The organism is Pseudomonas sp. Irchel 3A5, from assembly GCF_900187575.1.
Lineage (GTDB): Bacteria > Pseudomonadota > Gammaproteobacteria > Pseudomonadales > Pseudomonadaceae > Aquipseudomonas > Aquipseudomonas folii.
This window is the reverse complement of sequence record NZ_FYDU01000004.1, coordinates 14,199-27,176: the sequence shown is the minus strand read 5'-3', so window position 1 is coordinate 27,176 and position 12,978 is coordinate 14,199. Positions and strand designations below refer to the sequence as shown.

Below are 12,978 nucleotides of genomic sequence, written 5' to 3'. Positions count from 1 at the left end.
TGACCAAGGATAAGCCGGTTCCGACTTCAGTATTTTCTGAACAGCGGTTCGGTACACTCCGAGTACAAGACCTTGCATGTCCCTCCACCACTCTCATCACACACCTTTTTCACGTTACTCTCTGCAAGCTCTTCGCTCGGAGACGACTGGAAAAAAGTGTCCACCTGAGACGCAGCCAGCGCAGCGCATTGATTTCGATAAACCAGTTGAACAGCACAATCATTCGCTCCGCCCTTGGCACATTGTTTAATGGCAGAGCTCTTCGCATCGCCCTCGGATAGTTTGCCAACAACGGCTCCTACTTCGCCTGTGGAGCTAGACATTGCAATCGCGCCCCAGGTTTTAAGCCATTCGCCGGTCGGACGGGAAGGGGCAGAATCGGCTCTTGATGTCCCCGAGTCCGGCCCGCACTGAGGGCTGCCGGGAGCAACGCCGCCCGGGCAAGCCGTCTGGGCGAATGCTGGGGCAAACGCTGTGAGCATCAGCAATGAAAACAAGGTGGTACGTAGCATGGCAATGACTGTATTCAATGAACCTGAAAATCTGGTTCAGCTGAAAAACAGTAATTGACCTGCGGATCATTTTCGATAGCACAGGTGTGCTATTGATTTATACGTCGTCCAGCCGCCGCGCTGTCTCGCGGTGAACATAGGACTTGTAGGAGCTGCCGAAGGCTGCGATCACCGTGTGTCAGGACAAGGTGCTTCGCAGCCTTCGGCAGCTCCTACAGAAAATGTATTTCAATCCATTATTGACGTGATGTTTGATGAGAGACGTGGAAGGCGCCGAATAGACCACGGAACACCTGAAATATCGAAGGGTACAGACCTTACGCACCCACTTCGAATATCACCCCTTCAAGCCCCAGGATCTCGCCGCTACTCGAGTACAACCCGACCCCGGTCTCACACACTTCCTTGATGCGGCCATCGGCACAACATATCCGGTACTTCAGCTGAAACGGCTCACGCTTGAGCAGTGCGCATTGCACGCAGTACCAGACATAGTCGCTGTATTCCTCAAGAATCAAAGCGCCGTAACTTTGTTCGCGAGTCAGTTGTTCGGCGGAGTAGCCGGTCAGGTGCAGGCAGCCTTCACTGACGTATTGCATGCGCCAAGCGCGCACGTTTTCACCCTTGTAGATCAGCGCCGGCAAGTCGTTGACCAAGCCGCTGACACTGATCGAGGTGGCGGCCTGCGGAGCTTGTTCAGTGACCGTTATCGGTTCATGACCTTGCGGCTGCGCTTCATGACGATGCATCCATGACGCCAGCTCCAGGCGTGAGTGCAGGTCAAACTTGCGCAGCAGGTTGCGCACATAAATCTTCACAGTACCGTCGCTGATGCCCAATTCCCGGGCAATCTGCTTGTTGTTGCGGCCGTCCCTGATCAGGCTGAGGGTTTGCGTCTCACGTTCGGTTAGCGAATGGGTGGTCGATAGCGGCGAAGGCGCGGGGCTGATTGTGTGCATTTTTTCCTCCCGTCTTATCGGCATGAGTCCAGTGCGACAGCAAATTCCATGCCCTTGGCTGTCAACTACCCCATTGGGAGTAGCTCGTCTTGAGGATTGAGGATGAATGCCCCATAGGAAATTATCTTGCTCATGAGGAAACACGCCAGGGCAATTCCGCCCTCGTCAGCACGAGGATCGACATGAACAATCCGATTGCAGCGTCGCGCCCTTTCAGCCTGCCGACGTATGACGCAGTACCACCCATGCAGTTGTCCCGTGATTACTTGCTGGTGACCCAGACGCAAGGCCTTAAACTTCATGCCGAGCTACAAGACCGGCTTGCACAAGCCCGCAGCCTGACGCACCTGGCCTTGCCCGAACTGGAAGATCTACAGACGTTACAGGGGGTACTGGCCGAGCATTTACGCAACAGCCATGTCGGTGTGCAGTTGCATGTGCAGGGCGATGAGTCGTTTCTCTGGAAGGTTCGCACGGTGGCCATTGACGCCGGGCTGCTGGCCGATGAAATAACGTTGAGCCTGAACTCGGGACCGGGCGAGGGCGGTAGCCGTTCGGTGTTCTGCGTGCACTGTGCAAGGGTGCAGGACGCTACAGAGGCCGCGCTGCACACCTGCTGCCAGTGCGCTGTGGTACTCGAAATTCGCCAGCACTTTTCAGAGCGTTTGGGGGCGTATATCGGAGTCTGCGCCGATGCCGACCGACCACACGGGGAGGCTTGCGCATGAGCCACACGATTGCCGTTCGAGTGGCGCAAACCCACTTGCTGACCCCGATGGTGCGCGAGCTGTTGCTGGAGCCGTTGAGGGGTTCTTTGCCGGCGTTTTCAGCGGGCAGCCATGTGCAAGTGCACTTGCCCAATGGTCGGCGCAATGCCTATTCGCTGCTCGGCGATCCGGCGCAGACGCGCCATTACCGCATTGCCGTGCGCCGTCAGTCTCTGTCACGCGGTGGCTCGCACTTCGTTCATGACGAACTGGACGTCGGTGACCGGCTGACCATTTCGGCACCGGCCAATCTGTTTCCGGTACACAGCAAAGCGCGCCTGCACCTGTTGATCGCAGCGGGCATCGGCATTACGCCGTTCATGGCGTATTGCGCGGAGCTAACGCGTCAGGGCCAGGATTTCGAGCTGCATTACGCCTGCCGTCCCGGCATCAGCGATGCTTATCTCGACACGCTGCGCGAGCAATTGGAGGCACGCCTGCATGTTTATGCCAGCCCCACGCGGCGACTGGACCTGAACAAACTGCTGAGCCAGCGACCACTGGGCACGCATGTTTACGCCTGTGGCCCGCAAACGCTGATCGATGCCTTGCGTGAGCAGAGCCAGGCGTTGGGTTGGCCGGCCAGCCGCGTGCACTGGGAGGCGTTCGCTGCGCCGGAGCCTGGTGTGCCCTTCGATGTGCACCTCGCACGTAGCGGTCAACGGTTAAAGGTCAATGCCGAAGACAGCCTGCTCGAAGCCCTGGAAGCGGCGGGTGTCGAGGTGCCCAACCTCTGTCGCGGCGGGGTCTGCGGGCAGTGCCAGACAGCCTATATAGACGGCGCGGTCGAGCATCGGGATCTGTTTCTCAGCGACCACGAACGCAACACTCACTTGATGCCCTGTGTGTCGCGCAGTTGCGGCGGAGCGCTGGTACTCGATATCTGATTGTGGAGTTTTGTCATGACCCTAGCCTTCAAAGCGCCGCAAACCTACTGCGACGACTTCAGCTTTCGCAACAGCCCGCAGGCCATCGCGCGCTTCCCGTTTCCGTTTCCCGAAGATCAGTACATGTACTCGGTGAACATCGAGCCAGCAACTTCCCGCGATCCGGGTTCGATCTTCGAGCATCCGTTCGACATCGACGAACATTACCTGTCCGAGACCGCCGAACGAGCCCGGGTACTGGAACGCGACCCCGGGCGCTGTCTGGTCATGCCGCACATGACTCAGGCCGCCTGGGACATGGTGCAGGTGCTGATGGAGCATCTGTCTGAAGACTATCCGCAGCACTTTCATCTGCAGCGCGACGGCGACGCCTGGCACTGGCAGAACCTGCCGATGGGTATTGATCAGCGTTTCACCTTCGGTGATCCGGCGAGCCTGCCGTGCGAGCCACTGGAGTATATCACCCGCCAGTTGCAGGGCGACTTCGCTGTGCTCGACCAGCGAGATGGCGACCTGTTCATGGACGCGGGCATGGTCACCTGTCCGGCCGACTGGTCATTGCGTTTCGACGCTGGCATGAGCTTCAAACAATGGCACTCGCCGGTACCGATGGCGCATCAGATGGGCATCTTCGACCGGGCGCTGAAATACCTGCTGAATGTGCAGGTCGGCCAGCCGGTGCGTCGCCTGAACTGGACGTTGACGATCAATCCGCGACTGGATTCGTCGCCCGAAACCTTTCATGAATGGGGCAACGACCGTGGCAAGGTCACTGCCGAAAACGCAGGACGACTGGTTCATCTGCGTGTGGAGATGCAGCTGATGATGCGCTTGCCGCGCTCCAACGCGCTGATGTTCGGCATTCGCACCTACCTGATCAGCATGGACGAACTCGTCACCAATCCGGCCTGGGCGCAACGCATGCACCGGGTAATTCGCGATTTGCCCGAGGCCATTGCCGACTACAAGGGCATGACCCGCTATCGGCAGGCCCTGATCGAGTGGCTGCGACGCTTTGATTTCGATACCTGAGATCAGGCCTGACTTCCAGCTCTGACCTCAAACCCTCACTTAATCTAAGAGGAATACTCCATGACTCATTCATGGCGCACCCCTGCGCTTCGCGAACGGCACCTGGCCCTTGGCTCACAGCTGGAAGACTGGAACGGCATGCCCACTGCGTGGACCTACGCCAGCGACCTGGCTGACCACCATGAGGCCATTCGCACCCGCGCCGGGTTGATGGACGTGTCGGGCCTGAAGAAGGTGCATTACGTCGGGCCGCACGCCGAAAGCCTGTTACAGCAGGCCACCACCCGCGATATCGCCAAGCTGTATCCGGGCAAATCGGTATACGCCTGCATGCTCGATGAAGACGGAAACTTTGCTGACGACTGCATTGTGTATCGCACCGGCCCCAATGCTTTCATGGTTGTGCATGGCGCAGGCAGTGGCCATGAGTTGCTGGTGCGTTCGGCACTGGGCCGTCAGGTCGCGGTGTTGTTCGATGACGACCTGCACGATCTTTCGCTGCAAGGACCGAAGGCCGTGGATTTCCTCGCCGATCACGTACCGGGTATTCGGGATCTGGCGTATTTCCACCATCTGCAAACCCGCTTGTTCGACCGCCCGGTGATGATCTCGCGCACGGGCTACACCGGGGAGCGCGGTTACGAAATTTTCTGCAAGGCTGCCGATGCCCCGCTGATCTGGGACGGCATTCTTGAGCAGGGCCGCGACCTGGGCATTATCCCGTGCGCTTTTACCGCACTGGACTGGCTGCGTGTCGAAAGCTCACTGCTGTTTTTCCCCTACGACAACTCGCAGATGTACCCCTTTGCCGATCAGAAGGCCGGCGACAGCCTCTGGGAACTGGGCCTGGATTTCACCGTGTCGCCCGGCAAGCAGGGGTTTCGGGGTGCTGAGGAGCATTACCGACGCCAGGGCTCTGAGCGCTTCAAGATATTCGGTGTGCTGCTCGACGGTCAGGTGGCGGCTCAGGCGGGCGACAGCCTGTGGTTCGAAGGCAAGGAGGTGGGTTTGATTACCTGCGGCATGTACTCGCGTCTGACCGGCAAATCCATGGCGATCGCCCGGGTCGAGCCGCACATTGCCGAGCAGGGCGTTGCCCTGGAAGTTCGCGGCAGCCTGAGCACCAAGGCAATCAGCCACAGCTTGCCATTCGATGACCCCGAGAAGAAAAAACGCACGGCCAAGGGCTGAGTGAGCGATTTTTTCATGACAAGAGAAGATGCCATGTCCACCTCCCACTACATACTCAACGTTCAGTGCCCGGCGACCTCGGGCATTGTCAGCGCCGTGACCACTTACCTAGCCGAGCGCGACTGTTACCTGAGCGAACTGGCGCAGTTCGACGACGAGCACACCGGGCGTTTTTTCATGCGGGCGGTGTTTCGCTTCAATGCTGGCACCACGGGCGATATCCAGGCCCTGCGCCAGGGGTTCGACGATGTCGCTGTGCCATTCGACATGCAATGGGCCCTGCACGCTGGCGACACACCGCTGCGGGTGCTGCTGATGGTCAGCAAGTTCGACCATTGCCTGACCGACCTGCTGTATCGCCACCAAAAGGGCGAGCTGAGCATGCACATCACCGCCATTGTCTCCAACCACCTGGACCTGCGGCCGATGGCTGAGCGCGAGGGCATCCGCTTCGTATATCTGCCCGTCACGCCCGACACCAAGGCGCAGCAGGAAGCTGAGTTGATGAGCATCGTCGAACAGACCGGAACCGACCTGGTGGTGCTCGCACGCTACATGCAGATTCTGTCCGATGAGCTGTGTCACAAGCTCGCGGGGCGGGCGATCAATATTCACCACTCGTTTTTGCCCGGCTTCAAGGGTGCCAGGCCTTATCACCAGGCTTATGCACGGGGCGTCAAACTGATCGGCGCAACAGCGCATTACGTCACCGGCGACCTGGACGAGGGGCCGATCATCGAGCAGCAGGTGCAACGGGTCGAGCATGACCATAGCCCGGACGACCTGGTCGCCATCGGCCGCGATACCGAGACCGTCGCGCTTTCGCGGGCCCTCAAATACCACCTGGAACATCGCGTATTCATCAACCACGACAAGACGGTGATCTTCCGATGAGCGCCCGATGTTTATCGCCTGCCTGATACACAACCTCTTTGCCGCCACCCGCTTGAAATGCCTGTAAGGCATCGAGCTTTCCTCATTGCGGAGAATAGAACATGAAAAAACGAGTCGCGATCATTGGTGCGGGCCCTTGCGGACTGGCTCAGTTGCGAGCCTTTCAGTCGGCCGTAGAGTCCGGCGCATGCACGCCGGAGCAGGCACCCGAACTGGTCTGCTACGAAAAACAGTCTGACTGGGGCGGCATGTGGAATTACACCTGGCGGACCGGGCTGGACGAACATGGTGAGCCGGTGCACGGCAGCATGTACCGCTACCTGTGGTCCAACGGGCCAAAAGAGTGTCTGGAGTTTGCCGACTACAGTTTCGACGAGCACTTTGGCCGCCCCATCGGCTCTTATCCGCCGCGCGAGGTGCTCTGGGATTACATCAAGGGCAGGGTCGAAAAAGCGGGCGTGCGTGATTACATCCGTTTCAATACGGTGGTGCGCAGCGTGACTTTTGACGAGGTGCAAGAGCAGTTCACCGTCACCGTTCATGATCACGGCAAGGACCTGACCAGCAGCGAAGTGTTCGACTATGTGGTGGTTGCCAGCGGGCATTTCTCCACACCCAATGTGCCGCATTTTCCGGGTTTCGAGACGTTCGCCGGGCGCGTGCTGCATGCGCACGATTTCCGCGATGCACTGGAATTCAAGGACAAGGACGTATTGATCGTCGGCAGCAGTTACTCGGCCGAGGACATTGGCTCGCAGTGCTACAAGTACGGCGCGCGGACCATCACCAGCAGCTATCGCAGCGCACCGATGGGCTATCACTGGCCGGACAATTGGGAAGAGAAGCCACTGCTGACTCATGTACAGGGCAATCGGGCGTTCTTTGTCGACGGCACGAGTAAGGCAGTCGATGCGGTGATTCTGTGCACCGGCTACAAACATCATTTTGCTTTCCTGCCCGAGGACCTGCGCCTGAAAACAGGCAACCGCCTGTGGCCGCTGAACCTGTACAAAGGCATTTTCTGGGAAGCCAACCCTCGGCTGATTTATCTGGGCATGCAGGACCAGTGGTACAGCTTCAACATGTTCGACGCCCAGGCCTGGTATGCCCGCGACGTTATTCTGGGGCGCATTGATTTACCGGACAGAGCCCCCATGCAGGCTGAAAACCTGGCTTGGCGCTATGAGGAAGAACGCCTTGAGACCGCGCAACAGATGTTCGAATTTCAGGGTGAATACATTCGCCAATTGATCGAAGCCACCGACTACCCCAGTTTCGATATCTCGCAGGTGAATGAGACCTTCCTTCAATGGAAGAAGGACAAGCACGCCGACATCATGGGCTATCGCAACCACTGCTATCGCTCGTTGATCACCGGCACTATGGCGACCGTGCACCACACGCCGTGGCTGGACGCCCTGGACGATTCATTAGCCGCCTACCTGGCCAGTGATGGTTTCGATCGCCTGAAATCTGCAGGTTGAGGTTGCCATGAATCTTCCTGTCACAAGCCGGCCTCTGGAGCCGGCCTTGTTTGCCCGCACCCCCGGTTATGAACGCCATCGGGTTGCGCCGGGTGGATTGACGGTAATTGCCTTGCAGGCCGGCGATCGCTTGCAGGTCATCGATCTGGAGGGGGACCAGCCCGCTGAATTGCTGGCCTTTCTGGTCGACGGCCGCGAGGCGCTTTCAGCACTGGGGTTGCAACGTACTTCCGGTGCACGCTTTATCGGCGAGAGCCTTGGCCAGGCAAACCGTGAAGCGCAGCATGTTGCGGCGGGCCTGACGCAGCGCGGCGTGGATTGCCGCCATCTCGGCGAAGCGTGCAGCCTCTGGCCGAGCGCCACACCGGCAGGCTTCAGCCGCGCCATGACCGCCAGTGCCGATCTGTTGGTGGTAGTCGCCGCACCCGGCGGGCGTACACCTGTGGATGGGCAGGACAGGGCCAGCGAGTTGCGCCTGATCATTGAGCGGGCCAATCCGACAGCATTATGGGTGCCACCGCTGCCAGCGCCTTTGGGTGAAGTCATCGACGAGTTCACCATCACGCCCGGCACCGCGCGGGATTATCGAGTGGCCGCGGGACAGTTCATTCAGGTGATTGACGTCGCCGGACGCCAATGCTCGGACTTTGTCGCCTTCGATCAGCGAGGCCTGGATACCGGGCGCGAAATCGATCTGGACCCCACGGTCACACGTACCCTCAACGGAAGTGCCTATCCGGGACCAGGCCTGTTCAGCCGTTTCTTCGACCGCAACCTGCAGCCAATGCTGGAAGTGGTCCGTGACACGGTCGGCCGCCATGACACGTTTGCCTTGGCCTGCACCGCACGCTATTACGAATCCCAGGGCTACTTCGGCCACGAAAACTGCAGCGATAACATCAGCCGTGTACTTGCCGCGCATGGGGTACAGGGGCGGGCGGGGTGGCCTGCGATCAATTTCTTTTTCAATACCGGTATCGATGCCCATCAGCACCTGACTCTCGATGAGCCATGGTCTCGTCCCGGTGATTACGTGTTACTCAAGGCCATGACGGATCTCCTCTGCGCCAGCAGCAGTTGCCCGGATGACATCGACCCGGCCAATGGCTGGCAACCCACCGATATCCACGTTCGCGTGTATTCCGAAAAGGAGCGTTTCAGTATCGCCATGACTACCCGACAGACTGCTGACGCCGACCCGGTGCTGACCCGCGAAAGCGGTTTTCATGCGGGCACTTCAAGCCTGACCCGACAGTTCATCGACTATCGTGGCTTCTGGACCCCAAGCCGCTTTGATGGCTACGGCGCCCTTGATGAATACCACGGCTGCCGTGAACGGGTGGCGGTGATGGACCTGTCGGCATTGCGCAAATTCGAAGTGCTTGGGCCCGATGCGGAAGCCTTGCTCGATTACTGCCTGACCCGCGATGTGCGCAAACTCGCCATCGGACAGGTAGTCTATTCGGCGATGTGTTACGAACATGGCGGTATGCTCGATGACGGCACCTTGCTGCGCCTGGGCCAGGATGCGTTTCGCTGGATTGGCGGTGAAGACCACGCCGGTGTGTGGATGCGTGAGCAGGCCGAAAAGCTCGGGATGAAAGTGTGGATCAAGAGCGCTTCCGAACAGATCAGTAACGTCGCCGTACAAGGCCCGTTGAGCCGCGAACTGCTCAAGCAGATGATCTGGACCCCAGGCACCCAGCCAGCAATGGCGGAGCTTGGCTGGTTCCGCTTTCTCACTGGTCGTCTTGATGGCCATAACGGCCCGGCGCTGATGGTTTCGCGCACCGGTTACACCGGCGAACTGGGTTTTGAAATCTGGTGCCATCCCGATCACGCGATGCAAGTCTGGGAACGGCTCTGGGCGCTCGGCGAACCCTTGGGGCTGGTGCCACTGGGGCTTGAGGCTCTGGACATGCTTCGCATCGAAGCCGGACTGGTGTTTGCCGGTTACGAGTTCGACGACCAGACGGATCCGTTTGAAGCCGGGATTGGATTTTGCGTGCCCCTCAAGAGTAAAACCGCTGACTTCATCGGCCGTGAAGCGCTGTTGCGGCGTAGTGCCCAGCCTCGGCATAAGCTGGTGGGGCTCGTGCTGGAAGGCAATGAAGTGGCGGCGCATGGCGATTGCGTGCGGGTGGGACGCGCACAAGTCGGCGTTATCACCAGCGCGACGCGCTCTGCGGTGCTTGGGCGCAACATTGCCTTGTGCCGACTGGACGTTGCGTACTGCGAACCGGGCACGACGGTGGAGGTCGGTAAGCTTGATGGCCAGCAAAAGCGCATTCGCGCGCAGGTAGCGGCCAGTACCGTGGCGTACGATCCAGACAAGCTGCGGGTTCGTAGCTGAAATCTTTCCAGCGTTAAAAGGCGCCACTGCAGGATGTATCTTGCACTGGCGCTTTTTTTCATTTGATTGAAAAGGAGGGGGCGTGTAGCTGCATCCCCCTCAGAGCCATAGCTTCTTCATCGTCAGAAATGCCGTCTTCCCGGATGAATCCAGTCCCACAAGGGGCACGGTGGACTTGAGGTTTGCGCATACCGCGTGGGAGATTCTATGTTTGCCAGCAACTGCGTAGGACCGGCTTTAGCCGGGAGGGCGGTATTTCTGCTGAACAGGGTTTAGTGAATGCCCCGACGTCCTCCCGGCTAAAGCCAGTCCTACAAGATTGCGGTGGATTTGGTTTGCGCAAATCTGCAGCCGGGCTGAACACCTTCAGCCCGACGATCAACCCCGAATAATCCTGAAACTCAGTTCGAGTATTTGTAACCGACCTCGCCGTGGGCGGCCAGATCCAGACCATCCACCTCGGCATCTTCATCGACGCGCAAGCCACCGCACAGCATCGCCGCGATCTTGAATGCCACCAGGCTGCTCACTGCCGAAAACACGATGCTGAACAGCAACGCGCCGCCATTGACCATCAACTGACTGATGAGATCGCGACCTTCAGCAAACCCTTGACCGCCCAACGCTGTCATGGCGAAGACGGGCGTCAGAAGCCCACCCAGAATACCGGCGACACCATGCACGCCAAATACATCGAACGCGTCGTCCAGGCCCAGCATCGGCTTGAGTTTTTCCACTGACCAGACGCACAGCGGGCCTGCGATAAAGCCCAGGACAATGGCGCCCATGGGCCCGACGAAACCGCATGCCGGGGTAATTGCCACCAGACCCGCGATAGAGCCCGATACCGCACCGAACAGACTTGGCCGGCCGCGGTGTTTCCATTCCACGACCATCCAGCCCAGCGCACCGGCACAGCTGGCCAGCATAGTGTTGACCATCACCAGCATGGCGAAACCGTTAACCGCCAGCACGCAACCACCGCAGAAACCCAGCCAGCCAACCCACAACAGCGAACCGCCGGTCATGGTCATCGTCATGTTGTGCGGTGCGAGCGCCGAGGTTCCAAAACCGCGTCTCCGGCCAATCAGCCAGGCACCGACCAGCGAGGCAATACCGACGTTGAGGTGCACCACGTTGCCGCCGGCGAAATCCTGCACGCCCAGACTGAATACCCAGCCGCCGCCCCATGCCATGTGTGCCATAGGGATGTAATTAATGGTGATCCACACCGCCATGAACACCATGACTGCCGCAAACTTCATGCGCTCGGCAAACGCACCGACAATAATTGCAGGGGTAATGGCGGCAAACAGCAACATGAACAGGAAGTACAGATATTCTGGAATAGTGCCCACCACCGTATGGATGGTCACACCCTGCAAAAACAACTTGTCGAAGTTGCCAATGATTGCATTCAACGAGCCACCGTCTCCGAATACCAGACTGTAGCCATACACGGCAAATATGACCGACATCAAGGCCGCCGTGCAGAACACTTGCATCATCACCGAGAGGACATTCTTGGTTCTTGCCATACCGCCGTAGAACAGCGCGAGGCCGGGTAATGTCATCAATAAGACGACCAGCGAACACAGTGCAACAAACGCTGTGTCGCCCGTGTTGATCACCGGCGCAGTTTCATCGGCATACCCTGAAGAGCAAGCCACAACAAGAAAGAGGCCGCAGAGGGCGCGGCCTGTACGAGTAAGGCGGATCATGGCTGAGTATCTCCAGAGGTCAGGAATTTCGCTGTCACGACTCTGCGGGGCAAAGTGCTTCAGCGCTTGGATTTACGCCTCAGGGTGAAACGCGTCATTCCCTTTGGGTAATTTAGTTTCCTGTAAGGAATAGCAATTTGCTTGCCATTTTCGCCCTTGCCGGTGGGGTGGGCGGCCGTTAATGAACGGAACTACCCGTTTGCCTGCTGTGGGGAGGTTTTTCGTTTGTGGTGGGCGCTGTTTGCCAATAAGAGCAAATGTGGGGACTGGAAATATGCACTGTTAATGCACACTTTCACGAGGCGAGCGCCTTTATGGCTATATGCATTATGGGGTATTGCCAAGACGTGCATGAGTGTTGAACGTTCGCCAACGCGTTGCGATTTATCCAGGAATATCGGCTGCGTAATAACCATGTCTTACGCTGCCAAAACTGGCGTATACGAATAAACACCGTGAGCCGATTACTATTCGCAGGTCTCACCACGGCTGTTGCAAGGCAAAATATTCAGGGCGCGCCATTCCTTGATCATTTGGCGACGATTACGGGAGTAACGTTCTTCAAGCACTTCAACGTTTGCCACATTATCCAGGTCTATCATGCGAAACCTGGCGTCAGCCTCGCACCAGGCTGCCACAGAATGCCGATTTTCGATAAACCCCAACATGATTGGCCAGATAACCTGGTCTTCCATTGGCCCATGATTGATCGATAGCGTGATACGTAGCTTGCACTGGTTGCGCAGGGAGCGGCGAATCTCGCTTAAATCGATTGGTGCGAAATGTAGCGTGGGGCTGCTTACGTAGAACGTTTCATCCTCGAAGGCCGGTCGCATATCCGGCGCAAGTACGGCGTTAATCTTGGCCAATGCGTTTTTGACCGCAAAAGCAAACTTGTCATCGGTATGACGACTGACCCATAAAGCGCCGGTCACCAGTGCCTGTATTTCTTCCTCAGTAAATGAGAGTGGAGGCAGAAGAAAACCCGGCTTGAGCACGTAGCCCAGGCCGGGTTCACCATCAATGTCCGCCCCCATACCCTGCAATGTCAGAACATCGCGGCGTATGGTGCGAAGGGATACTCCCAATTCTTGAGCGAGTATTCGTCCCGATACCGTTCTGCGATGACGCCGAAGCACTTGCATCAGCTCAAACAATCGATCACTTCTGGCCATAGC

General features: G+C 58.3%; 11 protein-coding genes. 7 read left to right on the top strand and 4 right to left on the bottom strand.

Translation table 11 applies throughout. The features are described from left to right. Positions 1–26: 26 nt before the first annotated feature. Together CKW31_RS30280 and CKW31_RS07040 are read right to left on the bottom strand one after the other, a co-directional pair. On the bottom strand, positions 27–482 hold the full coding sequence (locus CKW31_RS30280) for a DUF4189 domain-containing protein (protein ID WP_371856709.1): 456 nt from the start codon (positions 480–482) through the stop codon (positions 27–29). 347 nt (positions 483–829) lie between these two features. After that, complete coding sequence (locus tag CKW31_RS07040; RefSeq protein WP_095093658.1) at positions 830–1,471, bottom strand: LuxR C-terminal-related transcriptional regulator; 642 nt, start codon at positions 1,469–1,471, stop codon at positions 830–832. A gap of 182 nt (positions 1,472–1,653) precedes the next feature. Between CKW31_RS07040 and CKW31_RS07035 the strand changes: the two genes are divergently transcribed. From CKW31_RS07035 to CKW31_RS07005, 7 genes are all read left to right on the top strand, one after another. Next, positions 1,654–2,199 (top strand): dimethylamine monooxygenase subunit DmmA family protein, encoded by a 546-nt coding sequence (locus CKW31_RS07035; RefSeq protein WP_095093657.1) that lies wholly within the window; start codon positions 1,654–1,656, stop codon positions 2,197–2,199. Next, a complete protein-coding gene (locus CKW31_RS07030) occupies positions 2,196–3,125 on the top strand; it encodes a PDR/VanB family oxidoreductase (RefSeq protein ID WP_095093656.1) in 930 nt (309 codons plus the stop codon). Before CKW31_RS07035 ends, CKW31_RS07030 begins: the two co-directional genes overlap by 4 nt. Before the next feature lie 15 nt (positions 3,126–3,140). Next, the gene (locus CKW31_RS07025; protein ID WP_095093655.1) at positions 3,141–4,157 is read left to right on the top strand and encodes a DUF3445 domain-containing protein; all 1,017 of its coding nucleotides are present in this window, start codon (positions 3,141–3,143) and stop codon (positions 4,155–4,157) included. A 60-nt stretch (positions 4,158–4,217) separates the two neighbouring features. Further along, positions 4,218–5,348 carry an aminomethyltransferase family protein gene (locus CKW31_RS07020; protein WP_095093654.1) on the top strand — a complete coding sequence of 377 codons (1,131 nt, stop codon included), beginning with the start codon at positions 4,218–4,220 and terminating at the stop codon, positions 5,346–5,348. A gap of 33 nt (positions 5,349–5,381) precedes the next feature. Then, positions 5,382–6,242, top strand: coding sequence for a formyltetrahydrofolate deformylase (purU, locus tag CKW31_RS07015; RefSeq protein WP_095093653.1), 861 nt, complete (start codon positions 5,382–5,384; stop codon positions 6,240–6,242). Between the two features lie 101 nt (positions 6,243–6,343). Further along, the gene (locus CKW31_RS07010; RefSeq protein ID WP_095093652.1) at positions 6,344–7,726 is read left to right on the top strand and encodes an NAD(P)/FAD-dependent oxidoreductase; all 1,383 of its coding nucleotides are present in this window, start codon (positions 6,344–6,346) and stop codon (positions 7,724–7,726) included. Between the two features lie 7 nt (positions 7,727–7,733). Beyond that, complete coding sequence (locus tag CKW31_RS07005; RefSeq protein WP_095093651.1) at positions 7,734–10,079, top strand: DUF1989 domain-containing protein; 2,346 nt, start codon at positions 7,734–7,736, stop codon at positions 10,077–10,079. Positions 10,080–10,480: 401 nt separating this feature from the next. Here CKW31_RS07005 and CKW31_RS07000 read toward each other — a convergent pair whose 3' ends face one another. Both CKW31_RS07000 and CKW31_RS06995 read right to left on the bottom strand, forming a co-directional pair. Beyond that, positions 10,481–11,800, bottom strand: coding sequence for an ammonium transporter (locus CKW31_RS07000; protein ID WP_095093650.1), 1,320 nt, complete (start codon positions 11,798–11,800; stop codon positions 10,481–10,483). Between the two features lie 467 nt (positions 11,801–12,267). After that, on the bottom strand, positions 12,268–12,975 hold the full coding sequence (locus tag CKW31_RS06995) for a YafY family protein (RefSeq protein WP_095093649.1): 708 nt from the start codon (positions 12,973–12,975) through the stop codon (positions 12,268–12,270). Between the last annotated feature and the right edge of the window lie 3 nt (positions 12,976–12,978).